Annotated in this window: 27 protein-coding genes and 2 pseudogenes; 10 read left to right on the plus strand and 19 right to left on the minus strand. The window is 57.7% G+C overall.

Annotated elements, in window-relative coordinates:
* Positions 1–103 precede the first annotated feature (103 nt).
* The 3 genes from AB7M29_RS17125 to pdxR form a co-directional block, all read right to left on the minus strand.
* A complete protein-coding gene (locus AB7M29_RS17125) occupies positions 104–520 on the minus strand; it encodes a cupin domain-containing protein (protein ID WP_454247364.1) in 417 nt (138 codons plus the stop codon).
* A 225-nt stretch (positions 521–745) separates the two neighbouring features.
* Positions 746–1,039, minus strand: coding sequence for an antibiotic biosynthesis monooxygenase family protein (locus AB7M29_RS17130; protein ID WP_008010413.1), 294 nt, complete (start codon positions 1,037–1,039; stop codon positions 746–748).
* 123 nt (positions 1,040–1,162) lie between these two features.
* Complete coding sequence (gene pdxR, locus AB7M29_RS17135) at positions 1,163–2,596, minus strand: MocR-like pyridoxine biosynthesis transcription factor PdxR (RefSeq protein WP_217854729.1); 1,434 nt, start codon at positions 2,594–2,596, stop codon at positions 1,163–1,165.
* A gap of 204 nt (positions 2,597–2,800) precedes the next feature.
* Between pdxR and AB7M29_RS17140 the strand changes: the two genes are divergently transcribed.
* The 5 genes and pseudogenes from AB7M29_RS17140 to AB7M29_RS17160 all read left to right on the plus strand — a co-directional run bounded on the left by AB7M29_RS17140 (position 2,801) and on the right by AB7M29_RS17160 (position 5,750).
* Positions 2,801–3,241: a carboxymuconolactone decarboxylase family protein gene (locus AB7M29_RS17140; RefSeq protein ID WP_217854730.1), complete on the plus strand. Its 441-nt coding sequence runs from the start codon at positions 2,801–2,803 to the stop codon at positions 3,239–3,241.
* Positions 3,242–3,742: 501 nt separating this feature from the next.
* Positions 3,743–4,159, plus strand: coding sequence for a hypothetical protein (locus tag AB7M29_RS17145; RefSeq protein WP_454247365.1), 417 nt, complete (start codon positions 3,743–3,745; stop codon positions 4,157–4,159).
* 260 nt (positions 4,160–4,419) lie between these two features.
* Positions 4,420–4,497, plus strand: a pseudogene (locus AB7M29_RS17150) (transposase); the annotation flags it as partial.
* 29 nt (positions 4,498–4,526) lie between these two features.
* A pseudogene (locus AB7M29_RS17155) lies at positions 4,527–4,637 on the plus strand (DNA repair protein); the annotation flags it as partial.
* Positions 4,638–4,769: 132 nt separating this feature from the next.
* Complete coding sequence (locus tag AB7M29_RS17160; RefSeq protein ID WP_217854732.1) at positions 4,770–5,750, plus strand: LysR family transcriptional regulator; 981 nt, start codon at positions 4,770–4,772, stop codon at positions 5,748–5,750.
* A gap of 110 nt (positions 5,751–5,860) precedes the next feature.
* Here AB7M29_RS17160 and AB7M29_RS17165 read toward each other — a convergent pair whose 3' ends face one another.
* From AB7M29_RS17165 to AB7M29_RS17195, 7 genes are all read right to left on the minus strand, one after another.
* Complete coding sequence (locus AB7M29_RS17165; RefSeq protein ID WP_454247366.1) at positions 5,861–6,616, minus strand: metal-dependent hydrolase; 756 nt, start codon at positions 6,614–6,616, stop codon at positions 5,861–5,863.
* 3 nt (positions 6,617–6,619) lie between these two features.
* Entirely contained in the window at positions 6,620–7,603 is a 984-nt protein-coding gene (locus AB7M29_RS17170) for a fatty acid desaturase family protein (protein WP_217854734.1), read from the minus strand.
* Between the two features lie 3 nt (positions 7,604–7,606).
* The gene (locus AB7M29_RS17175) at positions 7,607–8,440 is read right to left on the minus strand and encodes a fatty acid desaturase family protein (RefSeq protein WP_454247367.1); all 834 of its coding nucleotides are present in this window, start codon (positions 8,438–8,440) and stop codon (positions 7,607–7,609) included.
* Positions 8,441–8,481: 41 nt separating this feature from the next.
* The gene (locus AB7M29_RS17180) at positions 8,482–9,765 is read right to left on the minus strand and encodes an MFS transporter (RefSeq protein WP_454247368.1); all 1,284 of its coding nucleotides are present in this window, start codon (positions 9,763–9,765) and stop codon (positions 8,482–8,484) included.
* Positions 9,756–10,550 carry a hypothetical protein gene (locus AB7M29_RS17185; protein ID WP_225922906.1) on the minus strand — a complete coding sequence of 265 codons (795 nt, stop codon included), beginning with the start codon at positions 10,548–10,550 and terminating at the stop codon, positions 9,756–9,758. The genes AB7M29_RS17180 and AB7M29_RS17185 overlap by 10 nt, the downstream gene beginning before the upstream one ends.
* A 203-nt stretch (positions 10,551–10,753) precedes the next feature.
* Positions 10,754–11,020, minus strand: a complete 267-nt coding sequence (locus AB7M29_RS17190; protein WP_454247369.1) for a short-chain dehydrogenase — start codon at positions 11,018–11,020, stop codon at positions 10,754–10,756.
* On the minus strand, positions 11,017–11,301 hold the full coding sequence (locus AB7M29_RS17195; protein ID WP_217854738.1) for a DUF3077 domain-containing protein: 285 nt from the start codon (positions 11,299–11,301) through the stop codon (positions 11,017–11,019). The genes AB7M29_RS17190 and AB7M29_RS17195 overlap by 4 nt, the downstream gene beginning before the upstream one ends.
* A 542-nt stretch (positions 11,302–11,843) precedes the next feature.
* Between AB7M29_RS17195 and AB7M29_RS17200 the strand changes: the two genes are divergently transcribed.
* Positions 11,844–12,359 (plus strand): GNAT family N-acetyltransferase, encoded by a 516-nt coding sequence (locus AB7M29_RS17200; protein ID WP_454247370.1) that lies wholly within the window; start codon positions 11,844–11,846, stop codon positions 12,357–12,359.
* 141 nt (positions 12,360–12,500) lie between these two features.
* Here the strand turns inward: AB7M29_RS17200 and AB7M29_RS17205 are convergent, their stop codons facing one another.
* The 6 genes from AB7M29_RS17205 to AB7M29_RS17230 form a co-directional block, all read right to left on the minus strand.
* On the minus strand, positions 12,501–13,193 hold the full coding sequence (locus tag AB7M29_RS17205; RefSeq protein ID WP_217854740.1) for an aspartate/glutamate racemase family protein: 693 nt from the start codon (positions 13,191–13,193) through the stop codon (positions 12,501–12,503).
* Positions 13,194–13,309: 116 nt separating this feature from the next.
* Positions 13,310–13,606: a DUF2599 domain-containing protein gene (locus tag AB7M29_RS17210; protein WP_367616714.1), complete on the minus strand. Its 297-nt coding sequence runs from the start codon at positions 13,604–13,606 to the stop codon at positions 13,310–13,312.
* Positions 13,506–13,778 (minus strand): hypothetical protein, encoded by a 273-nt coding sequence (locus AB7M29_RS17215; protein ID WP_454248769.1) that lies wholly within the window; start codon positions 13,776–13,778, stop codon positions 13,506–13,508. The genes AB7M29_RS17210 and AB7M29_RS17215 overlap by 101 nt, the downstream gene beginning before the upstream one ends.
* Positions 13,775–14,713, minus strand: coding sequence for a halovibrin HvnC (locus AB7M29_RS17220; RefSeq protein ID WP_454247371.1), 939 nt, complete (start codon positions 14,711–14,713; stop codon positions 13,775–13,777). The genes AB7M29_RS17215 and AB7M29_RS17220 overlap by 4 nt, the downstream gene beginning before the upstream one ends.
* Before the next feature lie 81 nt (positions 14,714–14,794).
* Positions 14,795–16,183: a hypothetical protein gene (locus AB7M29_RS17225; RefSeq protein ID WP_454247372.1), complete on the minus strand. Its 1,389-nt coding sequence runs from the start codon at positions 16,181–16,183 to the stop codon at positions 14,795–14,797.
* Positions 16,180–16,380: a hypothetical protein gene (locus AB7M29_RS17230; protein ID WP_454247373.1), complete on the minus strand. Its 201-nt coding sequence runs from the start codon at positions 16,378–16,380 to the stop codon at positions 16,180–16,182. The genes AB7M29_RS17225 and AB7M29_RS17230 overlap by 4 nt, the downstream gene beginning before the upstream one ends.
* Positions 16,381–16,422: 42 nt before the next feature.
* On the opposite strand from AB7M29_RS17230, the gene AB7M29_RS17235 reads away from it, so the two are divergent.
* Entirely contained in the window at positions 16,423–16,917 is a 495-nt protein-coding gene (locus AB7M29_RS17235) for a hypothetical protein (protein ID WP_217854744.1), read from the plus strand.
* 181 nt (positions 16,918–17,098) lie between these two features.
* Here AB7M29_RS17235 and AB7M29_RS17240 read toward each other — a convergent pair whose 3' ends face one another.
* Positions 17,099–17,320 carry a hypothetical protein gene (locus AB7M29_RS17240; RefSeq protein WP_052963449.1) on the minus strand — a complete coding sequence of 74 codons (222 nt, stop codon included), beginning with the start codon at positions 17,318–17,320 and terminating at the stop codon, positions 17,099–17,101.
* Between the two features lie 15 nt (positions 17,321–17,335).
* Positions 17,336–18,763 carry a cytochrome-c oxidase, cbb3-type subunit I gene (ccoN, locus tag AB7M29_RS17245; protein ID WP_454247374.1) on the minus strand — a complete coding sequence of 476 codons (1,428 nt, stop codon included), beginning with the start codon at positions 18,761–18,763 and terminating at the stop codon, positions 17,336–17,338.
* Between the two features lie 433 nt (positions 18,764–19,196).
* On the opposite strand from ccoN, the gene AB7M29_RS17250 reads away from it, so the two are divergent.
* The 3 genes from AB7M29_RS17250 to AB7M29_RS17260 all read left to right on the plus strand — a co-directional run bounded on the left by AB7M29_RS17250 (position 19,197) and on the right by AB7M29_RS17260 (position 22,257).
* Positions 19,197–20,870, plus strand: a complete 1,674-nt coding sequence (locus AB7M29_RS17250; protein ID WP_454247375.1) for a nitrite/sulfite reductase — start codon at positions 19,197–19,199, stop codon at positions 20,868–20,870.
* The gene (locus tag AB7M29_RS17255; RefSeq protein ID WP_217854747.1) at positions 20,867–21,361 is read left to right on the plus strand and encodes a DUF934 domain-containing protein; all 495 of its coding nucleotides are present in this window, start codon (positions 20,867–20,869) and stop codon (positions 21,359–21,361) included. The genes AB7M29_RS17250 and AB7M29_RS17255 overlap by 4 nt, the downstream gene beginning before the upstream one ends.
* 224 nt (positions 21,362–21,585) lie before the next feature.
* A complete protein-coding gene (locus AB7M29_RS17260; RefSeq protein ID WP_454247376.1) occupies positions 21,586–22,257 on the plus strand; it encodes a DUF3313 domain-containing protein in 672 nt (223 codons plus the stop codon).
* Between the two features lie 145 nt (positions 22,258–22,402).
* On the opposite strand, the gene AB7M29_RS17265 is transcribed toward AB7M29_RS17260, so the two are convergent.
* On the minus strand, positions 22,403–22,828 hold the full coding sequence (locus AB7M29_RS17265; RefSeq protein ID WP_217854749.1) for a YciI family protein: 426 nt from the start codon (positions 22,826–22,828) through the stop codon (positions 22,403–22,405).
* Between the last annotated feature and the right edge of the window lie 139 nt (positions 22,829–22,967).

Genomic DNA, 22,967 nt, shown 5'->3' on the forward strand with positions numbered 1-22,967 from the left:
GCTCCCACAGTGGATTTCTGTTGTGCATATATTCCACATACACCCACGTTCAAATGTGGGAGCGGGCTTGCTCGCGAAGAGGCCATCAGCATCACCTCCGCGATCAGTTCTCCAAAGGAATCAACACTTGCTCATCCGGGGCCAACACCATGAACACCAACAGCTTGGCGGGTTGGGTGGCACTGGCGTTTTTCGAGACCAGATGTTCCGACCCGGCCGGTTCGTACCAGAACTCGCCGGCCTTGTAGGTAATCGCTTTTTCACCTTTGACTTGCGAAATGATCTCGCCCGAAAGCACATAGGCCATCGCCGTGCCTTGGTGTTTATGGGCGATGGACGATTGGCCCGGCTCGTAATCGACTTCAATCATCAAGGCTTTTTTACCGGGTGCATTCTTCAGCATTTGGTCCTGCAGGATGGTGACTTTTTCTGCAGGGGCAGTCTCATGGGCGAAGGCCGAGGCTGAGACGCTAAGCGTCAGGGCGGCGAAAGGGGCAGCAAAAAAACGGAGCGCATTCATGGTTGATTACCTGAGGTGGTGAGTCGTCAGGGACCACAGTAAGCCGCGCTATCGGGCAATCAAACGGCCAATTTTCGGGAAGGTGAGGGGACCAATCAAGCAAGTCAAAATCAAAAGATCGCAGCGTTCGGCAGCTCCTACAGAATTTGCGTCCGCCCGATGTTTCAAGGGGGTACGCGATTCCAATGTAGGAGCTGCGGAACGCTGCGATCTTTTGATCTTGTTTTAGACGATTGGAAAGCTGTTGAAGTCGACGGCATTGGCCAGTCGGCTGTCGATCAGGCCGATAAAGCCTTGCACTTCGGGGCAGTTGAAATGCGATTGCATGGCCGCTTCCGATTGCCAGCGGGCGCTGACTGTCCAGCGGGTGTCGTCCTCGGGGCAGCGGTCTACCATATAGGAGTCACAGCCCGGAAGTTCACGCAGGGTGTCGACAATCTTTTGCAGTTGCTTACCCAGTTCGTCCGAGCGGCCGGCGGCGGCCTGCACCTTTACGGTGTTGATCACTTCGTTGGACATTACTCACACTCCTGAATCAGGCCGGACGAATCCTGCTCATTGAGGGATAACGCCCAATCAGGATAGGCCTGCCCCCCCAGACCGCCAATAGCCAATCGCCAGATAAAGCCGCAGACCAATCCTTCAGCCGAGTTGCTGCAAAATGTCCCGCAAACGGTCCAGGGCGATGTCGATGTCCAGGGTTTCGATCGCGCCGAACCCCAGGAAAAGCCCGGTCCGCGGCGCTTGCTGGTAAAAAAAGCTGTCCAGTGCATAGAGCCCCACTTCGACTTTTTTTGCCAACTCGATCACCAATGGAATATCCACCGGCACCTTACACAGCACCGCCATGTGGAACCCGGCCGTGGTCGGCACCGCTTCAAACCACGGCGAAAGGTCACCCGCCATGCGCGCCAGGATCCGTTCACGGCGCCCGGCGTAAATCGTATGGCAGCGTCGGATGTGCTTGAGCAGACAGCCTTCGGCGATGAACTTGGCGAGCGCCCATTGGGGCAGGGTAGAGGTGTGCAAGTCGGTGAGCTGCTTGGCGCGGATCACCGCTTCGAGAATCGCCGGCGGCAAAATCGCGTAACCCAGCCGCAGCTCCGGCAACAGGGTCTTCGAGAAAGTGCCGACATAGGCGACGATGCCGCGCTCATCCAGGCTTTGCAGCGAGTCGGTGGGCCGGCCTTCGTAGCGGAATTCGCTGTCGTAATCGTCTTCGATAATGATCGCCCCCAGCTCATAGGCCCTTGCGAGCAGTGCTTCCCGGCGGGGCTGGCTCATGGGCATGCCCAAAGGGAACTGGTGGGACGGGGTGACGTAAATCAGCCGGGTGCCATCGGGAATGTGCTCGACCTGAATGCCTTGCGCATCCACCGGCACGCCAACCACCGTCGCGCCATGGCTCCCGAACAACAGACGCGCTGGCGGGTAGCCGGGGTCTTCCATGGCGACGAGACTGCCCGGTTGGGTCAACACCCGGGAAATCAGGTCCAGCGCCTGCTGCGCGCCGTTGCACACCACCACGTCTTCGTCCTGACAATTGACCCCGCGCGAAAACGCGATGTGCCGTGCGATCGCATTGCGCAGCGCCGGCAGGCCTTCAGGCAGGCTGTAGAAACCTTTGGAACCGGCAATCTGGCGCAAGGCATGGGAGGTGCAGCGGCGCCAATCGTCCTGCGGAAACTGGCCTTTGCTGGTGGCACCACCGATGAACTCGTAACGTAGCGAGCCTTCCAGCGTCGGGTGGCGCAAGAATGTCGGCAGGCTGCGCCAGCGTTCGATGACATCAAAGCTCGCCAGCTCCGAATGGCTCTGCTTGCGGACGATTTTTGCCGGCCGGGCATTGACATAAGTGCCTTTGCCGATCACCCCGGTGAGGAAGTTCTCGTAGGTCAGTTGCGCATAGGTATCGGAAATGGTCTTGCGCGAAATCCCCAGTTGCTCGGCCAGCAAGCGGCTGGGCGGTAGCTGCGTCCCGGCTGTCAGGCGACCGGATTCAATGGCGTCGCGCAGTTGCCGGTACAACTGGCCTGCCAGGTCCTTGCGGCCGTTGATGACAACATGAAGTTCCATACCGGCGGGGCTCCTGGGGCGGTTGAGGCGACTGTGCGTCGCGCCAGATTACCCGCATGAACGGCTGCGCAGAAGTTGCGTGGTCGAAAAACCTGCGATTGGCCTGTTGCCGGGCGGTCAATGGTTTTTTCGCTGAATTGGGTCTGTAACACGGGTGCATCGGTGGCTAGTGTGGAGGCACTGATTCGATCCATGAGGTCGCCCATGAACGCCCGTCTTGATTACTACAGCGCATCGCCCAAAGCGATGAAAGCCATGATCGCCCTGGAGGCCTTGACCCGCGACCTGAGCATCGAACCGGCCTTGTTGCACCTGATCAAAATCCGCGCCTCGCAGCTCAATGGCTGCGCGTTCTGCACCGATATGCACTCGGTGGACGCGCGCCGCTTCGGTGAGAGCGATCGCCGGCTGTATGCGATCGTGGTCTGGCGCGACAGCAACTTTTTCAATCCTCGGGAGCGAGCCGCCCTGGCCTGGACCGAAGCGGTAACCCTGCTTTCGGAAAGCCACGTACCGGACGACGTTTACGCACTGGCCCGGGAGCAGTTCAGCGAAGGTGAACTGGTCGACCTGACAATGGCCGTCAGCACCATCAACAGCTGGAATCGGCTGGCGGTGAGCTTTCGGCAAACGCCCAGTGATTGATCAATGAGGAGTGTGGCGAGGAGGCTTGCCGCAATCCATGTGGGAGCGGGCTTGCTCGCGAAGAGGCCGGCCCATCCATCACAAGACCCACAGTGAGACCACTAAACAAGCACTGTTTAAACGACACTTCCAGATGCTCCATCTCTTCGAGCGACTCAAGTGCAATTCCCGCCAACAGTACCCCACCCTCAAAATCGCGCACGAAAACGAAACCCTGAGCCGCTCCCGATCGGCACAGCGATACTAAAATCGTCTATGCCTTGACGTCACAGATAGTTGATATTTGGCCGGTTTGTTTCTGAACAGAAAAGAATGCCCCTCATGCTGTAAATCTGTCTACTGTCAAGTTTGACAGTAGACAGATTTATTGCGGTGGGCGTATCACTCGCATCGACAACGTCATTCTTGAGGTTGCTAATTGAAAACTTTCAGATGGTGTCATGGATGCCTTTTATATTTTCAAATAAAAGGTGCGCGATTCTTCGATAGGATGAACGAAAGATGAATATTGAAACTAAGATGAGTGTCAATACTGTCGGTACCTTCGAGGTCAAAACTGATGGTCGAGGAAATATAAGAGCAGATGTAGTTTCATTTGAAGAGACCCGTGTTGGCTTTCAGGTTTCGGTTCGTCAGGGTGTCGGTGGGATAATGGAGCCTAAAATGTTCTTCCGGCTTACTTTTCCGCGAAAAACAACCGGGCTTTATAATGTTGATAAGCTGGAGGTGGAGCTTCTTGACTATTCGGATGGGCACAGCTTTGAGTATATTCCTTTGACGGGCCACGTGATGGTGTGGTTGACAAAATCACCTCGACGGGTCCGCGGGATATTTTACATGGACATGAAAAATATCGGGGACTCATTCGGGCCTCCAACGCTAAAAGTTACTGGGTCTTTCGATTTGAGTAACAGCTAGTGTCTATGAGGATGTGAGTTTTTTTTATTGTTAGCGTTGTGCCGACAAGTTATTAAGTATTTCGGTATAGCGCTAATTGAAAAATTAATTCCCAGTCAATTGTCGTTTGCCCGACGTCACCACATGTTCCAACCTTCTACACTAAGTTTTATGACAAAAGTTCGGTAGCACATCGCCATTCCGGTCATGCCTATGTGATGCGCTTGAGGGGCCTTTTTTTCGCTTTTCACAAGCCGAAGGCGGGAGCCGGGTGAGAGAATGCCTTGCTGCAAATGCCCGAGTTCTCCTTGAACTTCGCGTTGCTGCACACGTGGCTGGGCAAACACGCAGCGACGTAGACAACAAGCAATTGAGTGGGCCGAACGCTGGTCGAGAAGCCGAACGTGCCCGGCTCGAGACGCAATTGGCTGAGCGTGACACACAAATGCAGCAATGTTCGGTCAAGAATCAACAGATATACGGCGCGGCCAAGGATGTCGGTGCAGGGCGAATTTCTGGTGATGAGAGCAAGCCCCTCGCCAGATGAGCCCGCACACAGGTTTCTCACTGGTTTAAAGAATTTCCATCGCGCTGGAAGCAATCAAAAACAAAGATCGACAAGGAGTCATCGATGTCATTCATAGAACCCACAGGACGTCGGGATGTTGTCGAATACCGATTCCCGCAGGGGCCATCCGAGTTCTGGCTGGCACAGGCCGCGGGGATTGATGCGGAGGTGGCGCAATACTTTCTGGTCAGCGCACGTTGCGGCTGTTTCATGCAAGCCGCGCGCAGCCTCAATGTGCGGGCGACCCAGCTGCGTAAGCACCTGGCGCAGCTGGAAGATCAGCTGCAACGTTCGCTGTTCAAGTCCCAGGGCAGCGCGTTGACCTTGAGTCGTGACGGACAGCAGTTGCAGGCGCAGTTGATTGCATTGGTGCACGAGCGCAAGTTGCCGGTGATTGAACAGCCCTTGATTCGCCTGGCCGTCGCCGAATCGATCCTGCACGACATCCTAGGCCGTGATCTGGTCTCGCTGCTGCGGCGTAACGCCAGTGTGCGTCTGGACATCATTTCCCTGGACAGCGAGCTGTCGCTGCGAGCGATCAGTGCCGATGTGGTGGTGTGGCTGGCGGGCACCGATTCGCCATTGCCGGGCCCCAGTTTCGCCATCAGCGAACCCCAGCGTCTGGCACGGCTGGATTATCTGCCGCATATCGCCAAACGGTATTCACGGGTCGCGGCGCGGCCGGACAGCCTGGGTGACCTGGCCGATTTCATGCTGGTGCAATGGCAGCACGATCGCCAAGTCACCGCTTTTTGCCCATGGAACAGTCTGGTGGAGCAGCGACTGGCGGGGGTGGTGCAACTGCATTCCTATGAGCTGATGCTGGAGATGATCCGTTGCAGCGCCTGCATCGGTTTGTTGCCGCACTACATGAGCCAATTCGACCGGGGACTGGTGGCATTGCCCGGGCTCTTCAAGCAACCGATGCAGCGTCAGGTGTGGATGGCGGTCAATGCCGACTCCCGGAATGAGGCCGAGGTGCAGGGGATCGTCGAGTTGATCTACAACACGTTCAGCGAGCGGCGGGAGTGGTTCGAAGGCTAGCCACTGTTCAAATGTGGGAAGGAGCCTGCTCGCGATAGCGATCTAGCGATCTAGCAGTCAACATCAACGTTGAATGTGATGGTCCCTTCGCGAGCCAGTGCCTTCCGAAATCAGCTTTTTTTCAGCGGAAGAAAGTAGGCGGCCCATCTGATTGCCATCAACGCCAGATTGGCGCCATCGCGCAACAGCAAGCTGCCCGCGGCACGCCGTACTTGCTTCGAGCTGACGCGGCCGCGGGCGATGTCGAGGCGGGCAAAACTGTGCATGTGGCGAATGACATCGAATGCCATGAGCCCCGATGCTGCCAGGAAAAAGAAAATCCGCTGCCAATAGGGTATGCCCAGCGACCGCACCAGGTCCGTGGTGACGTGCTGGTGCGCCACTTCTTCAGCGCAATGCCATCGCCACAGGCGGGTCTGTGGTGACTCCTTGACCGAGAGCAAACCGTTCTTACGCAAGGCGGCAGCGGACATGACGGCCGTCACGTGCTCGAACGCGGCAGCCAATGCCAGTTGCGCATTGAGTGACAATTTCGACTGAAGAGCCTCGAGATCTTTTTCGATCATGTGCTCGAACTTCTTGACTTCAAACCCCTGGGTTTCCAGTTGCTGGTTGTACCGCCGGTGCGCTCGTTGGTGGGCACGTTCCTCGGCCACGAAGCTGCGCGAATGTTCGGCAAGCGCCGACGTTTGCTGTAATCGCAACGCGGATGACTCCACCACCGAAATCACGAATTGCTCACCCGCAGGAAGCAGTACCGAACAAGCATCGAACAGATAGGTCTTGATCGATGTGTCGTTCCAGAATGGATTGAAGATAGTGGCCTCTTCACTATTGTCGGATACAGGCTGCTCGAGGTAATCCATGGGTCAATGGCTCACACATGAGCGCGGGGTGTCGGCGGCAGCGATCTCGCGAATCAATCCCGAGAAATAACCTCGCGTGATTTGCGCCTGCCGGGCATGTGCCTCGTCTTTCGCGAGCGCTTCATGCACCTGCCTGAGGCGAAAGCACGGCACGGCAGGATACAGGTGGTGTTCGGCATGAAAGCCGACGCCGTGGGGGGCGATCAACAAGCGTTCCCACCAGGTTGCAATCACCGTTCGGGATGCTCCGGGACCGGGGTTGGGCATGGCGAAGTGTTCTGCCACATCGCGCCAATACAGCAGGGCCATCAACACGGTAAACAGAGGCAGGAGCCAATACACCAAGGCCGCCAGCCAGAGGTGGAACCAGGTGAGAACTCCCGCGAGCAAAACGGCAAAAATCCATTGGCGATACCGCGTGGAAGGTGGGCATTGCGACGCCATTTTTGACGTCACCAAGGCCGTTTTCAACTCGTGGAAGCCGTAAAGCCCTGCGCAGTGTTTCAGCAACAGGATGGCAATGTTGAACGCGGATTTTGGAAACGTGAATCGGTCCTGTCCCTTGCATGAAACCCAGTTGGGATCGTGGTCGGTTGCGGTATGCCGATGGTGGGCGGTGTGGTCGCGACGAAACCCGAAAATGGTGATGGTGAATGGGATTGCCGTCAAGAAATCGCCAAGCGTGTCGTTGAGTACAGGGCGAGTCCGGCTGAACTGCCGATGTGAAAACTCGTGCATCAGAATGAGTAATGCATGCTGCCTTGTGCCGATGAACACCACGGCCAACACCGAGGCCCAAATCGTGCCTGCGTACATTGCCAGACCTGCTGTACACAGGATAAGCACCCACTCGAGAACCGTGGCGGCGAGTAAACGCAATGGGGCGGGTTTGCCCCACTCCAATAGCTGGGCGCGCTCTACAGTGCGGATGGGGTGTTGGGTCTCGGCAGTCTTTGTGTGCCGTGGTTCGATAGCTGCGTCTGTCATGGCTTACTTCCAGAGTCGGGGACCGAGTCGCATCCAGGTCGCAAAGAAGGTGGGGAGGTCCGTCACGCCGCCTGGCTTGCATTCGGCCAGAGCCCTCGATCGAGCGTGAGCATGGAACCAGCGCGTCGCCGGCGCCTCATGGTGAATGCGGTGCAACGAGCGATGCAGGACGAGCCAGGACAGTGGCGTTGGCAGATATAAATCGGTCGTGATGTCAGAGGGCGCGCGGCGCAGATCCTGAGCCGAGATAGGTACTCCATAGTGCTCGGCCTGGGTCAGCCAGAAATCCAGCCAGGCAAAAATGCAATACGGAAGCAGGTAGGCGCATACGATTTGTCGAGGCACCTCATGGATGCCCAAAGCCAGCGCTGCGACGAAAACGGCGAGAAAGGCATTGTTCCAGCGCCAGCGCCGGAGCGCATGAGGAGGTGTGTAGCGTCGGGAAAAAATATTGATGGAAACGGCAACCCACAGTTGCTCAACGGCGCCAAACAGGCTGATCAGGCGTGTTCGCCATGTCTGTTGGTACAGCAAACCTTCGGGATCATCGGTCTGGCACGTTTTGCGATGGTGTTCGAGGTGAAAGCAGCGGTAGCCCACGAAGTTGACGCCGAAAATGGCAGCCGTGAACACACCCACTGCATCGTTCAGACGCGTGCCAACGAGGAACTGGCGATGCACACATTGATGTTTGGCCTCCTGAACCCCGATCATCAGAATCGCCTGAAATACTATCAGCGGAGCAATGGCCAGCCAGCCGAGCGCCTCGTGCGCAGCCAGCCAGACAATCGCGGCCGTATTCAAGGCGCACAGGGCCATGAACAGATAGCTGGGCATGACGGGCAGACCTCGTGGCACTGTTCAAAGGCTCTATTCGATTAAACATCCGACAGCCTCCCAAGGCCCGAGCCAACGTAAAAAAACGTCACCGTCGTCAATAGCAGCACACCGGATGCTACGAACACGGCTTCGATGGAGGTGAATTGCAAAACCCAGCCTGAAATCGCTGCCGAGACCGGCGCGAGTCCGGCAAACACGAGCATGAACAGGCTCATGCCGCGACCGAGCAATGCAGGCGGTAATGCTCGCTGCAGCCAGGTGTATGCCATGACCTGTACAAAGCCGCCGAAGATACCGATGGCGAACAGCAGTGCCACGCCTTGCCAGAGGGCATATACCCATCCCAGCGGCATCATCAGCAAGGCGATGGCGGCATCCACTGCGAGCAGGGTGGTGCCTAAATTGATAATCCGCAGTTTCGAGTGGGTCGTGAACATCAGCATGCCGACCAAGGTACCCGCGCCTTGGGCACCGAATAACCAGCCCAGAGCTTGCGCCTCGGGGGTGAAGCGCATGTGAACCAGTAGCGGCACGGCGATCTGTACCGGTCCGGTCATGAACAGCGTCATGGCCGCCATATAGGCCAGATACGTGCGCAACGGTCGATTCTGAAAGAAATAACGCAGGCCTTCTGCCGAGGCCGTGGGGCCGGAATCAGGGGAAGTCGCTCTGCGGATACGCAGAGTGCTCAGGCCGAACGCGGACAGGGCAAAGGTCAGCGCATCGAGTGCAAACGCGATGGCATAGCCGTCCAGCGCGCCGTTTGCGTCTGGGCGCACACCAGGGAGCCAAAACGCGCTGGCGATGAGCGCACCGGCCGCGACCGGGCCCAAGGCCATGGTGACCTGTCTGAGCGCAAGAAAGATGCCGTTGGCCTGCTCCAGATCGCGCGGGTTCACAATGCCGGGCACCAGGGCACTGCCAGCCGGTAAAGTGAGCGCGCTGAACAGTCCCAATAATGCGGCGCATCCATAGATCACGGGCAACGTGGCGTGGCCTTGAAAAACCGCCCAGGACAAGCCGCATAGCGCCATTGCACTCGAACAGCAGCCGAACATCCATACCGAGCGGGCGCCAAAACGGTCGACCAGCGAGCCGCCCGCCAACAGGAACAAGGCGCGCGGTAATGCGAGCGCGGCAAAAGCCCAGCCGAGCACCATCGGGTCTGGCGTTATCGCCATGACCAGCAGAGGAAAGGCGACCAAGCTGAACTGGTCTCCCATCATGGACGCCGCAGCGCAGGCCAGCAGCCGCCAAAAACGTCTGTCGCGCGCGAGTGGACGTGCTGCGCTTTCTGCTGCCAGGGAAGCGTTCACAAGCATACGAAGAACAGTTTTTTCATACGCTGCAGCCAAGGCAGCGGAACTCGCTTCCATATAAAGGAAAGGCTGGAGAGTGGCACTTTTCCTAAGATCAGCACGCCGAAATCCAGAGAGCGTTCATGGGGGAAATAGTTGTCTTTGATGGCGACGATCTTGCGAAAGCCTTTTTTGAAGTAATACCGCAGTTGCGGATCCAGCGGCAGGCCCTTGTGCTCGCTTCGCACATACTGTGCCACCGGAATGTCAGGGTTTTTCGAGATCCAGTTACGAAGGCCCGGGACTGGCGAGCCAAGATAGACCTCTGACCATCCCGCCTTCAGCGCATGGGGCCAAAAGAATTCGAAAATGGCTTGCGCCGCTTTCGGATCAACGCTGCTCAGGCTGATGCCAAACAGCACGCCGGTTTTTGCGGACTCGTCGCCGTGCTGTTTTCTTGCACAGTCTGCCCACGTTGGGCACTTGCGTATGATGTCGTGCCGGGCAGGCTTCATAAACACTGACGCCAGTGCAGTCCCCGTGCGAGTGCAAAAAGCCCCGATACTCAATGCAGGGAAGGAGGCGATCCGTGACGCCAGCATCGAGGCATCGGCGCGCTGATCGTCTTCCCATTTCCTTTGCTCAAGTTCAAGCACCGAAGGAATGTCGGCTGGCGACAGAAATCGAACCTCGATCTCAAGGTCATCAGAGGGGCTGTAAGCCCCCACTTCATGTCTACCAGCGCAACGATCAGGGACCTTTGCAATCCCGTTTTTTAAGGCAGCTTCCATCTCGGCAACAGGCAACATTACGTATACGGCTCACAGATTGAAGGGGCGAGAAATCAATCCGCGCTAATGTATTGCGCCTTTGTGAACGTCTGATGATGGGGTCGCAAAAGATCGCAGCCTTCGGCAGCTCCTACAAAGGTTGCGTACACCCGCGCAATGACGGGTTCACATGGTCCCTGTAGGCGCTGCCGAAGGCTGCGATCTTTTGACTTTGCTTTTCGTCAGATCCGAGCCCGAATCTGCCGCCCCAGTACATCCATCACATCACAGCCATCGCGCAGCAACACCGCCGCCGCATGTGCCAGTTGCTGCACATCGGTGCCTTTGGCCCCAGTGATATCAAGGCTGGCCAGACTTTCCATCATCTGCGTCACCGCCAGAAAACGGCTGGCTGCACTGCTATGCAGTACATCCAATGGCGCTTGGGTGGCCACCAGCAACACTGGAATGTTGTCTTCGTTATGCGTCATCGGCATGTGCGGATTCATGCATCACCTCCCGCCTGAGCGGCGTGTAAACCGTCGACCGAAGCTTGCACCAGCGAGCGTGCGGTGCCGAGCATCTGCTGGCTGGCCCAACGCAACGAAGCGCTGTGTTCCGGGCGGGTGGCGGTGGGGGCTTGATGGGCGAGGGCTTCGGCGCAGCTGAGGTAGACCGAGGCGTGCTCCAGGGCGTCGAGTAACGGGATGCCGGGTTGTACAGCGAAGAGGTGGTGGTCGACGTGGTCGCAGCGGACGAAGGGGGTGGATTTTGTGGTTGGTTCCGTCATGGTTGTAGCTCCGTGAGATTCAAAAGAGCCGCCACAAAAAAACGCCGTCAAACGAAATTGGGTGGCAACTGTGCGTGGGTTGACGGACCGGCTCTCACGAACACCGGCGCACCCGAAGGTGCCCCGCGCACAGTCGCCATAAAGGAAATGCAGCGGGCACAAAAGTGCTCGAGCAGAGAAAGGCTATGCGCGTCGTAAGAAAAATACAGGCCGTCAAACCCGATCACGAATGAGTCGTGACAGGCGCGAGGATAGGGAGTGAGGGCAGGGCCGTCAACCGGCGAAGCGCTTCTTCGCGTGTAGGTCTGTGCCGGTATGAATTCCACGCGCCCTGCCTTCAACAAGCGGCAGACGCGGTCCCAGAATTGACACAGATCCATGTGGGAGCGGGCTTGCTCGCGAAAGCGGTTATTCAGTTGACATGGATGTTGAATGACACACCGCATTCGCGAGCAAGCCCGCTCCCACATTTTGATCTCGCCACTCATGGGGATCGCGGTTTAGAGTGGTCGGCCACACACCGATCAAGGACGAACACCGCCATGCCCGACCACGACCCCGCCATTCACCTCGAACGCTTCAGCGAGCAGCACATCGAGGGCGTCACCGCGCTCTACAACGATCCGGCCGTGGCCCGGCAGGTGCTGCAAATGCCGTTTCAGTCCACCGAAGTCTGGCGCCAACGCCTGATGGCGGACAACGAGCGGGCGGTGAAACTGGTGGCGCTGCACCAGGGATCGGTCATCGGCAACATTGGCCTTGAGCAGTTTTCGCGGATCCGCCGCAGCCACGCCGGCAGCCTCGGCATGTGTGTGGCCGTGGCTTGGCAGGGCAAGGGCATCGGCTCGAAACTGCTGGCAGCAGCGCTGGACGTCGCCGACAACTGGATGAACCTGCAACGGGTCGAACTAACGGTGTACGCCGACAACGAAGCGGCCATCGGCCTGTACCAGAAATTCGGTTTCGAGACCGAAGGCCTGTTTCGCGATTACGCCGTGCGTGACGGTCGGCTGGTCGATACCCTGAGCATGGCGCGCCTGCGTCGCGCTAGTAAGTGAAGAAATTTGAGCGACGAAAGTCCTGTAGGAGCGAGCGGTGCGGCGATCCGACTTGCCCGCGAAGAACGATGACGCGTAATACCTGAAAAACCGCGGTGCATTCTTCGCGGGCAAGGCTCGCTCCTACAGGTTCTGCGCGAGTCAGTCGCCCAACGCGAACGCCACCGCCGCCTGCGCATGCAGTTCGGTGGTGTCGAGCAAGGGCAGGGCGCTGTGCTCGGGTTTGATCAGCAGGCCGATTTCGGTACAGCCGAGAATAATCGCCTGGGCGCCGCGTTCGGTCAGCGATTCGATCACCCGTTGATAGACCTGGCGTGAGGCTTCGCTGATCACCCCGACGCACAACTCGTCATAGATGATCCGGTGCACGGCCTGGCGCTCCTCGGCCTCCGGCACTAGCACCGTCAGGCCTTTGGCCGTCAGACGCTCCTTGAGAAAGTCTTGCTCCATGGTGAACGCGGTGCCCAGCAAACCCACTCGCAGCGCGCTGGCGTCCAGTGCCGCTTGGCCGGCCGGATCGGCAATGTGCAGGAACGGAATATCGATGGAGGCCTGAATCTGCCCGGCCACCTTGTGCATTGTGTTGGTACACAGCACCACGCACTCGGCGCCGCCCGCTTCCAGACGCTGGGCCGCATCCACCAGAATCACCGCTGCATCGTCCCAGCGCCCGGCATGCTGGGCCTGTTCGACAGGGCCGAAGTCGACGCTGTACATCAACAGTTTTGCCGAGCGCAACGGCCCGAGGCGATCACGTACCTGCTGGTTGATGAGTCGGTAATACTCGGCGCTGGACTCCCAGCTCATGCCGCCGATAAGGCCGATGGTGCGCATTGGATTTCCTCAGGCTATGGCCTGTGTTGAGAGGCCAGGCCTGAAGGGAGTTTCCATTTGTTCATTGGCGAGCACCAGCGATAAATCAACTGTAATGCTCATGTTTTGGTGAAGTGTCATGGTGCCTTTTCAGGCAAGGGGACGACATGATTGCAGCCAGCCTCCAAGGTTTTTGCATACCCCACATCAGGTCGCCACGGTTCCAGGTTCCACTGTGGTTTATCTCGTGCAATCGCCAAATGACAGATCAGTTGATGGCGCATCCCATGAGTATTTTTCCAGTAGCGGCTATTGGAATAGTCACGGGTGAGCTCATCCCACAGCCTGGGTCCCTTCCGGTAGTGTCCGTCGCGCACAAGTCGTGGGCGTAATAGAGAACGACCACCGATAGTCCCGATAAACCCATTGCGCACTTTCGATGTATTTCACACAGCGCTCCACAGTGAGGATGTAGCTGTCAGGAGCATCTTTTGCTGTTTGCGCATAAAGGGGCGAGTTGATACTCAACATCAAACCCACGCCCATTAGCGAATGAAAGAGAATGCGCGGAGCGTTGCCGAGCGTGCGCGACAGTAGGGTGTTCATTGAGTCACCACCTGATCCGCCGGGGCGTAGGAAAAACTGGAGTTTCCATCGGCACTAGCGGCCGGCGTTAGCCGCACAATCGGTACAACGATTCTCGGGTTGGTCGAGTTATAGAAGTCCTGTTGGTTGTATCGAGCTTCGGCAAGGCCGGCGTTGGTACCACCGTAAATATAGAAAAACGCCATGATCGGGAACTTGTTGGGGTCGCGAAAACTCCAGGTCTTGATCAGAATTTCGTTATGTTCGTTGTACCCCGTCACCCCCGCAAGGCCTCTGGCGCGTATGGATTGATAGAAGGCCGGGCCTGCTAATGTGTTGCGGTCATCCGATACGTCGAACCCGCATTGGCGCTGGTTGGGGTTTCCTCCAGGAGTCTTCCAGACGGTGAGCCATTGTTCTGCACTGGTTACCCCAGCGTTATGGCAGATCTGACTTTGAGCCGGATAAGTGGGGTGGGCGACGCAGACGGCATTGGCATTACGGGTCCAGGTCCATGCGTCGTAGGGATAGGAACATAGGTAGTCCAGGTCATACTTGTCTGTCGGTGCTTCGAAGATCGGATACAGGATATAACCGTTACCATGACCCCAGGCGAGTCGGCCAAAATTGGAATCCGCCCGTAGATAGGAGAATGCCACTCCGCCATTTTTGATTGAGGCAGGGCTGGGGTCCCAAACTTTATAGATGTTGTTGGGGTCTTTTACCGTGACCCTGAGGGTCACGCCCGAGCACAGGAACGCGGGCTGTGAGTCTGACTTGTTGCAGTTGGGAAATTTGCGGCTGTACAGCGTGTTTAGCTGGGTGGCGATGGCAGGGCCATTCAGGGTCTGGACATTATTAAGCGTCCCTACTTCACTTTCGCTCGGTGGTTTTATATCGACCTGAGTGCAACCCACCATTAACGCGATTAACAGAACACCTATTATTTTTTGCATGACAGATCCCTCGTCATTGGACGTTATGCCATTGAGGCATTTTGGATGTAGGGGGCGCTGGTGACGGGTACGGCCCGACCGTTACAGGATCACCCTCAGGTACCAGGAAAAAATGATCGGCTCTGTCGTGCCTGTCCTTTTCAGGGTGAAATTGAAGAGGCCCAATTTCCCTTTGTTCAGGCTCACCCAGCTTGGGGTGACCGCGATGTTGAAGTACGGCGCGACTTGTGGGATTTGGATTTCGTCGCCGTCATAACGCGTACCGCCGACAGTCAACGAAATGCGCGCTTTGTAATCGTCTTCGAGTGCGGGGTAGTAAATCCTGAGGTTGGTTTTATCCGCATTAAGCGTCGGTTCCCGTAACAGGTGTTTTTGCGCGGTGACCGTGATGTCCAGGTCTTTTGACGGTAGATCTTCGGTGGTATCTGGCAGCCTCACGGTGTAACTGATCTGCGCACCGCTACCGATGCAATCAACCACTTCCAGCCTGGGGACCAGAAATCTCAGTACCTGTCCTGCATAGTCGACGGTTTGAATCTCGCTGCCATAAGTCGAATTGCGCCCGATCCAATAGACTTTGACAGTTTGCCCTCGGGCGGAGCCGGTGTAAGTAACCAGGACCGTGGCGAACTGGGCCTCGTAGAAGTCCTGTACAAAGTTCAATCGGGTTCCGCCGAGTTCCCTGGCTTCCTGCACTGTTGGCGCCTTCAGATCAAGGACGGGTGTTCTGATATGAACATTGATGTAGGTGGTTTTCGACCAGATCGCTAGCGGGCCAGATGAGTTGCCGATTTGATCGACAACTCTGAAACGCATAGCGAAATTGGCATTGTCCTTCGGGAACGCATCGGCGAACAGCTTCAGAATGACGATGCCGGCTGCGGCCTGGGCGGCGGTTACGGTGTGAAAAACCGTATGTCCATCACAATCCAGGGTCAATTTGTCGTGTACGCGCATGTAGACCAAGCGCAGCGTGACATCTACCCCTTGCACGACGCGATCGGCATTCAGTCCGTTGGCAATGACATCCGCGGGAAGCGTCATCAGGAGATTGGGGTTGTCCCCGGAGCCCACTACTTCGCCCCCCGGGCGAGGTGTGTGATAAAGCACCACAAGATCTTCAGAGGTCTCGGGTTCTTGACTGACACGTGTGACTCTCAAGCGAATCCGGTTGATGCCGTTCTGCAGATACGCAGCCGGCAGATCCATCGTGAACCGCTGGTTTTCCTCACCCGGATTGATGGTTTTGGTGGCCACCGCTGCGGGCTCATTATTGATCCAGAGCGCTGCAACGTCGAAAGCGGCCTGAGAGAGCCAGGGATCGACCAGCACTTTCACCACCGAGTTGACAATGAGAGAAAGTGCCAGGCCTCCCGTAACGTCCGGGTCAGGATGGATGACCGGAACCGTCAACCCGGGGATGATGACCTTATCAATTTTTAAAACCCCGACGTCTTCCTTGCTGGTCATGGCTCGCGTTCCTTGATCGTGATGTGGGCTTTGCGGACAGGTTTATCTAATACCCGGGTCGTCATGCCCCGCAACTGACAGATCTGACAGGTGGAGCCCTGAAAAGCAGGAAAAACACGACCGTTCGTCGCGTTGATCTGCCGCGGCTGTGTAGCCGTTCGCACCTTTGCCATACGCGAGCGGTCGGCATCTGCCATGATCGACTTCCGCAGCACCGCTTCAACCAAAGGAACACCGCAATGGACGACGTACAGCAACTGGGCGAGATGCTTCGCCACTATGCAGATAGCGAAGCGCACAAGAAGCAACTGTTTGAGTCGCAATCGGCCGTGTGGGCGACGCGCATTGGTGAGTTGTTCGATCAGATCCAGCAGTGGCTGGCGCCGGTCCTGACGCCGAATCTGTTGGAAGTGAGCCGCGAGGCGTATGTCGCGTCCGGGCCGAGCGTTCCAGCGGAGACGTCGACGTTCAAGACCGAGAAGCTGAGCATCGTCATCGCCGGAAAACCGGTGGAGTTTGTGCCCGACGTGATGGGCGTAGGTGGGCAGATTTCCCTCGCAGTAATGGGCTTGACCGCCGCGCGTTATGGCAGCATTTCGCTGGTGTGCCTGCCGCCCTCCAGCAGTTGGCAGTGGCGCAAGACCAATGGCTTGAAAGACCCGGACACTTTTGCCTTCGATGCGAACTTTTTGGCGCAGCAGCTGCAGAGCCTGATTCCCCGCGAGCGCGGCTGAAGCGTGTTATTTGTGACGAACACATAACCACTGTGGGAGCGGGCTTGCTCGCGAAGGCGGACTAACATTCAACATTGATGCTGAATGTTATGGCCTCTTCGCGAGCAAGCCCGCTCCCACATTGATCTGCGGCGTTCGCAACAGATGGATTCACTGCAGCTCCCTCAGTAGGTGGGGTGTATCAGATTTCGAGGTTGCCCCAACCCGGCTTCACTTCTTCCGGCGCTACTGCTTTCACGGTCTTGCCCGTCGCCAACTCCACCCGCCGCGCCACTTCGGGGTCATCGGCAAACGGAATCAGGCTGGCATCGTCCAGGCTCTCGGCCGTCTGGTGTTTCAGGCAGTACTCAACCGCCAACCAAAGCCCCAAAACACCCAATAGATTCAACCCCATCTCGATCATGTCCGGCTCCTTGCCTCAGGCAATTTGCGCTTCAAGTTCGGCCATTTTCACGTCCGCTACACGCACCGTGCGCCAGGTGTTGTAGGCCATCAGCAACATGCCGCTGAGGAAGAACACCCCGCCGACAAAGCGCACCACGAACCCCGGATGACTGGCTTGCAAGGCTTCGACGAAGGAGTAGGTCAGCGTGCCGTCGTCGTTGATCGCGCGCCACATTAACCCCTGGGTGATGCCGTTGACCCACATCGAGGCGATGTAGAGTACGGTGCCGATGGTCGCTAGCCAGAAGTGTGTGTTGATCAGGCCGATGCTGTGCATCTGCGGGCGACCGAAGACTTTCGGGACCATGTGGTAGATGGCACCAAACGTGATCATCGCCACCCAACCGAGGGCCCCGGCGTGAACGTGGCCGATGGTCCAGTCGGTATAGTGGGAGAGGGCGTTGACCGTCTTGATCGCCATCATCGGCCCTTCAAACGTCGACATGCCGTAGAAGGCCAATGACAGCACCAGAAAGCGCAGGATCGGGTCGGTGCGCAACTTATGCCAGGCCCCCGACAACGTCATCATCCCATTGATCATCCCGCCCCAGCTCGGCGCCAGCAGAATCAGCGACATCGCCATGCCCAGCGACTGCGCCCAGTCTGGCAGTGCGGTGTAGTGCAGGTGGTGCGGGCCGGCCCAGATGTACAGGGTGATCAGCGCCCAGAAATGCACGATGGACAAGCGATAGGAATACACCGGCCGATTGACCTGTTTCGGCACGAAGTAATACATCATCCCGAGGAAGCCGGTGGTCAGGAAAAACCCCACGGCGTTGTGCCCGTACCACCACTGGACCATGGCGTCGGTGGCTCCGGAATACACCGGATACGACTTGAACCAGTCCACCGGAATCGACAGGTGATTGACCACGTGCAGCATGGCGATCACCACGATGAACGCGCCGAAAAACCAGTTGCCGACGTAGATGTGCTTGGTCTTGCGTTGCACCACGGTGGTGAAGAACACGATGGCGTAAGCGACCCAGACCACCGTCATCCACACCGCACCGGAGAATTCGATCTCGGCATATTCCTTGGTGGTGGTGTAGCCCAGCGGCAGGGTAATCAGCATCACCACGATTACCGATTGCCAGCCCCAGAAGGTGAAGGCGGCGAGCTTGTCGGAGTACAGCCGAACCTGGCAGGTGCGTTGCACCGCGTAGTAACTGGCGGCGAATTGCGCGCTGCCGGCAAAGCCGAAAATCACCAGGCTGGTGTGCAGCGGGCGCAAGCGGCCGAAGGTGGTCCACGGCAGGTCGAGGTTCATCTCGGGCCACACCAGTTGCGAGGCGATCCATACCCCCATCGCCATCCCGACGACACCCCAGACGATGGTTGCCACGACGAATTGGCGAACGACCTTGTAGTTATAGGCCTGTCCGATTGTTGCTGTGCTCATGGTCAGTTCTTCCACGGTTGCAAAGACTTGCCAGGCCACCCGGTCTGGCATGCCATGAACTGTAGAAACCCTGCCGCAAACAAAACAGACTCAGAAAAACCGAGTTTGTGCGGATCAGATGGGATGCGGGCCTGAGGCCATAGGCTGCGCTCTGATACGGTTTTTTAGTGTGTAGCTGAATCTGTAACGTGCTGCGCTGCCGGTGCATAGTCGCCACCTCAAGAACGAGCCGCAGAGCCTGATGCCGACCAGTTAAGGAATTGAACACCGCAATCCTTGTGGGAGCGGGCTTGCTCGCGAAGACGGAGTGTCAGTCACCCGGTAATGTTGAATGTGACGGCCTCTTCGCGAGCAAGCCCGCTCCCACAGGTTCTGCACCTGACTGACTGGCATTAGCCACAGAGCCCGATAATCCTGATGAGGTGGCAGCCACATGTATCAGTACGACAACTATGACCGTGCCCTGGTGTTCGAGCGTGTTGCGCAGTTTCGCGATCAGGTCGAACGTTTCATGGCAGGCGATTTGAGCGAAGAAGAGTTCCTGCCCCTGCGTTTGCAGAATGGCCTGTACATGCAAAAGCATGCCTACATGCTGCGCGTGGCGATTCCTTACGGCACGCTGAGCGCGAAGCAAATGCGCATGCTGGCGAGCATTGCGCGGGACTACGATCGTGGTTACGGCCACTTCACCACCCGGCAGAACATGCAGTTCAACTGGATCGAGCTGGCTCAGGTGCCGGACATCCTCGAACGCCTGGCCCAAGTAGAAATGCATGCGATCCAGACCTCCGGTAACTGCGTGCGCAACATCACCACCGAAGCCTTCGCCGGCGTCGCGGCGGACGAGTTGATGGACCCGCGCCCACTGGCAGAGATCCTGCGGCAATGGTCGACCATCAACCCGGAATTCCTGTTCCTGCCGCGCAAGTTCAAGATCGCCATCTGCTCGGCGAAGCAGGACCGCGCGGCGATCATGATGCATGACATCGGCCTTTATCTTTATCGCGATGACAGCGGACAAATGCTCTTGCGGGTGATTGTTGGCGGCGGGTTAGGTCGCACGCCGATCCTCGGTTTGCAGATTCGCGAAGGCTTGCCGTGGCAGCACCTGCTGTCCTATGTCGAGGCGGTGTTGCGGGTCTATAACCGTCACGGGCGGCGCGATAACAAGTACAAGGCGCGGATCAAGATTCTGGTCAAGGCCTTGGGTATCGAAGCCTTTGCCAAAGAAGTGGAGGAGGAGTGGCAGCACATCAAGGACGGTCCGGCGCAGTTGACCGACGTCGAGTATGAGCGTGTCGCCAGTGCCTTCGTGCCGCCCGATTACCGTTCACTGGCCGGCACCGACCTGGACTTCGGCACACGCCTGGCCGAGAACCCGGCGTTCGCCCGTTGGGTGGCGCGCAACGTTCAGCCGCACAAGGTGGCGGGTTACGCCAGCGTGGTGCTGTCGACCAAACCGGGCATCGCCGCGCCGCCGGGGGATGTCACCGCCGAGCAAATGGAAGCGGTGGCCCAGTGGTCCGAGCAGTTTGGTTTTGGCGAAATCCGCATCGCCCATGAACAGAACATCGTCCTGCCGGATGTGCCTAAGGCTGACCTTTACCCGCTGTGGTGCGTGACCTGCGAGCAAGGCCTGGGATGCGCCAACATCGGCTTGCTGACCGACATCATCGCTTGCCCCGGCGGCGACTTTTGCGCGCTGGCCAACGCCAAATCAATCCCCATCGCGCAAGCGATTCAGGCGCGCTTCGAGGACCTGGATTACCTGCATGACCTGGGCGACATCAGCTTGAACATTTCTGGCTGCATGAACGCCTGCGGTCACCACCATATCGGCAACATCGGCATTCTTGGCGTCGATAAGAACGGCAGTGAGTGGTACCAAATCACCCTCGGCGGCGCCCAGGGCAAGAACAGCGCGTTGGGCAAAGTCATCGGCCCGTCCTTCAGCGCCGCCGAAGTGCCTGCGGTGATCGAGCGGATCATCGGTACATTCGTTCGCTATCGGGAGAGCGAGGAGTTGTTCGTCGATACCTTTGCGCGCATCGGTCTGGAGCCGTTCAAGGAGCGGGTGTACCCGAAAATGCTGGAGGTGTCGGCATGAACAATCTCATTCGTTTGCAAGACAGCGGCGCCGAGTGGGTGCGCGATGATCCGTGGCAGTTGATTCGTGACGTAACGGATGAATTGCCGGCTGGACCGCTGATACTGCCGTTACCCCAGTGGCTGGCCCTGAATGCCGATAGGACATCAGCGCTCGAAGGTGTCTGGCTGGGGCCCAACGACGAAGTGATAAACCTGGCCCCATGGTTTCCCGACCTGCCGCTGATTGCCCTGGACTTCCCGAGTTTTCGCGACGGACGCGCCTACAGCCAAGCCTATTTGTTGCGTACGCGTTTCGGTTGGCAAGGCGAATTGCGCGCGATTGGCGATGTGCTACGCGATCAACTCAGCCACATGCGCCAATGCGGTTTCGACAGCTTTGCCGTGCGCGAAGACAAATCCGCCGAAGATGCGCTGAAGGGATTGGCGGGGATGAGCGTGCTTTATGGGCGCTCGGTGATTGAGCCGCGGCCGTTGTTCAGACGGCGCTGAAGCCTGTGGCGAGGAGGCCTGTCCCAATGCTGGTAAGTCAAGAGTTTTGAGCGACGAAAATCCTGTGGGAGCGAGGCTTGCCCGCGAAGAGGTCTTTGATATCAACGATGTGCTGCAGCAATAGATGAATATTGTGTGTTTTGATAACAAAACGCCGAGTATTGGCTATACCTGTAATTCCCATATGCAATATTGTTGCCCGGCCTTCTGACAGGAGTTACAGCATGAAGCTTGCGTTAATGATGAGCACACTGTGCATCGCCTCTATCGGGGTGGTGGGGTGCTCCAGCAAAGTCGTCGAGCCAGACCAGTACTCCGGTTTTCTCAAGGACTACAGTCAGCTGAAGGAAGCCAAGTCGCCATCGGGCGCCGTGGTGATGCGCTGGATGGACCCCAAGCTCGATATCAACAAATTCACCAGTGTCTACGTCGAACCGACTCAGCTCTATCCGAAGCCGGAACCGACGGTGAAAATCCCTCAGACCACACTGAACGGCATCACCAGCTACTACGATCAAGCACTTAAACGCGAAATAGGCAGATCCCTGCCACTGGCCTCCGGCCCCGGCCCTGGCGTTATGGTGGTGCGTGCGGCGATCACCGCCGTCAGCAGCAAGACCCAAGGTCTCAAGCCTTATGAAGTCATCCCGATCGCCCTAGTGGCAGCGGCCGTCAGCACGGCCACCGGCATTCGCGACCAGGAAACCGATCTGGCCACCGAAGCGGTGTTTCTCGATGGCGGCAGCAACAAAGCCGTCGCCCAGGTCGTGCGCAAGGGCACCGGCAAACCGCTGGAAAACTCAGATCAGGTGATGAAGCCCAATGACGTGAAAAACGTGATCGATGGCTGGGCGTCGGACCTGCATCAGTCGTATCTGAAGCTCAAGTCCAAATAGTGCGGCGGGGCTGAGGGCCTATATCGCGAGCAGGCTCGCTCCCACACTGGATCTGCTGTGAGCACACTATTTGCGAACACCAGAGATCAAATGTGGGTGCGAGCCTGCTCGCGAAAAGCGGTCCTTCAGGCGTATCAAGTGAGTTTCAGTGCTTCTTCGCCTGCGCACGCACTCGCTCTTCCTGCTCGCGCAATTGCGGTGTGAACTCGGCACCGAAGTCTTCGGCCTCGTACACCTGGCGAATCTCGATCTCGGCCTCCGTCCCCGGCATCGGATTGGGGCAGCGCTTGACCCACTCGATCGCTTCCTCTTTCGACTTCACCTGCCATATCCAATAGCCGGCGATCAGCTCCTTGGTTGCGGCGAACGGGCCGTCGATCACCGTGCGCTGGTCACCCGAAAAACGTACGCGGGCGCCTTTGCTGCTGGGCTGCAGGCCGTCGCAATCGATAAGAATGCCGGCCTTGGCCAGTTCCTCGTTAAAATTGCCCATCGCGGTCATCAGTTCTTCGCTGGGCATCACACCGGCCTCGGAATCCGGGCTGGCTTTCACAATGATCATGAATCGCATGGTCTTGTCTCCGCTGGATTTGAGTGACTCGCTGTCTAGTCGAATAGCGACGGGCCAAATCGACAACGCGGCCAATGGAAAATCGCCTCGCTCCCACAAGCTTATGCAGTGTTAGTAAGTTTTGTTGAAACGCGTGTAT

The sequence above is a fragment of the Pseudomonas sp. F-14 TE3623 genome, from assembly GCF_053629015.1.

Coding starts and splice junctions, on each gene's coding strand:
- AB7M29_RS17205 (WP_217854740.1), bottom strand. CDS start 13,193: ATGCGCACCATCGGCCTTATCGGCGGCATGAGCTGGGAGTCCAGCGCC.
- AB7M29_RS17200 (WP_454247370.1), top strand. CDS start 11,844: ATGCCCGACCACGACCCCGCCATTCACCTCGAACGCTTCAGCGAGCAG.
- AB7M29_RS17265 (WP_217854749.1), bottom strand. CDS start 22,828: ATGCGATTCATGATCATTGTGAAAGCCAGCCCGGATTCCGAGGCCGGT.
- AB7M29_RS17215 (WP_454248769.1), bottom strand. CDS start 13,778: ATGAACACCCTACTGTCGCGCACGCTCGGCAACGCTCCGCGCATTCTC.
- AB7M29_RS17170 (WP_217854734.1), bottom strand. CDS start 7,603: ATGACAGACGCAGCTATCGAACCACGGCACACAAAGACTGCCGAGACC.
- AB7M29_RS17235 (WP_217854744.1), top strand. CDS start 16,423: ATGGACGACGTACAGCAACTGGGCGAGATGCTTCGCCACTATGCAGAT.
- AB7M29_RS17125 (WP_454247364.1), bottom strand. CDS start 520: ATGAATGCGCTCCGTTTTTTTGCTGCCCCTTTCGCCGCCCTGACGCTT.
- AB7M29_RS17250 (WP_454247375.1), top strand. CDS start 19,197: ATGTATCAGTACGACAACTATGACCGTGCCCTGGTGTTCGAGCGTGTT.
- AB7M29_RS17145 (WP_454247365.1), top strand. CDS start 3,743: ATGAATATTGAAACTAAGATGAGTGTCAATACTGTCGGTACCTTCGAG.
- ccoN (WP_454247374.1), bottom strand. CDS start 18,763: ATGAGCACAGCAACAATCGGACAGGCCTATAACTACAAGGTCGTTCGC.
- AB7M29_RS17240 (WP_052963449.1), bottom strand. CDS start 17,320: ATGATCGAGATGGGGTTGAATCTATTGGGTGTTTTGGGGCTTTGGTTG.
- AB7M29_RS17160 (WP_217854732.1), top strand. CDS start 4,770: ATGTCATTCATAGAACCCACAGGACGTCGGGATGTTGTCGAATACCGA.
- AB7M29_RS17255 (WP_217854747.1), top strand. CDS start 20,867: ATGAACAATCTCATTCGTTTGCAAGACAGCGGCGCCGAGTGGGTGCGC.
- AB7M29_RS17140 (WP_217854730.1), top strand. CDS start 2,801: ATGAACGCCCGTCTTGATTACTACAGCGCATCGCCCAAAGCGATGAAA.
- AB7M29_RS17195 (WP_217854738.1), bottom strand. CDS start 11,301: ATGACGGAACCAACCACAAAATCCACCCCCTTCGTCCGCTGCGACCAC.
- AB7M29_RS17180 (WP_454247368.1), bottom strand. CDS start 9,765: ATGCTTGTGAACGCTTCCCTGGCAGCAGAAAGCGCAGCACGTCCACTC.
- AB7M29_RS17130 (WP_008010413.1), bottom strand. CDS start 1,039: ATGTCCAACGAAGTGATCAACACCGTAAAGGTGCAGGCCGCCGCCGGC.
- AB7M29_RS17260 (WP_454247376.1), top strand. CDS start 21,586: ATGAAGCTTGCGTTAATGATGAGCACACTGTGCATCGCCTCTATCGGG.
- pdxR (WP_217854729.1), bottom strand. CDS start 2,596: ATGGAACTTCATGTTGTCATCAACGGCCGCAAGGACCTGGCAGGCCAG.
- AB7M29_RS17185 (WP_225922906.1), bottom strand. CDS start 10,550: ATGTTGCCTGTTGCCGAGATGGAAGCTGCCTTAAAAAACGGGATTGCA.
- AB7M29_RS17190 (WP_454247369.1), bottom strand. CDS start 11,020: ATGAATCCGCACATGCCGATGACGCATAACGAAGACAACATTCCAGTG.
- AB7M29_RS17225 (WP_454247372.1), bottom strand. CDS start 16,183: ATGACCAGCAAGGAAGACGTCGGGGTTTTAAAAATTGATAAGGTCATC.
- AB7M29_RS17175 (WP_454247367.1), bottom strand. CDS start 8,440: ATGCCCAGCTATCTGTTCATGGCCCTGTGCGCCTTGAATACGGCCGCG.
- AB7M29_RS17220 (WP_454247371.1), bottom strand. CDS start 14,713: ATGCAAAAAATAATAGGTGTTCTGTTAATCGCGTTAATGGTGGGTTGC.
- AB7M29_RS17230 (WP_454247373.1), bottom strand. CDS start 16,380: ATGGCAGATGCCGACCGCTCGCGTATGGCAAAGGTGCGAACGGCTACA.
- AB7M29_RS17165 (WP_454247366.1), bottom strand. CDS start 6,616: ATGGATTACCTCGAGCAGCCTGTATCCGACAATAGTGAAGAGGCCACT.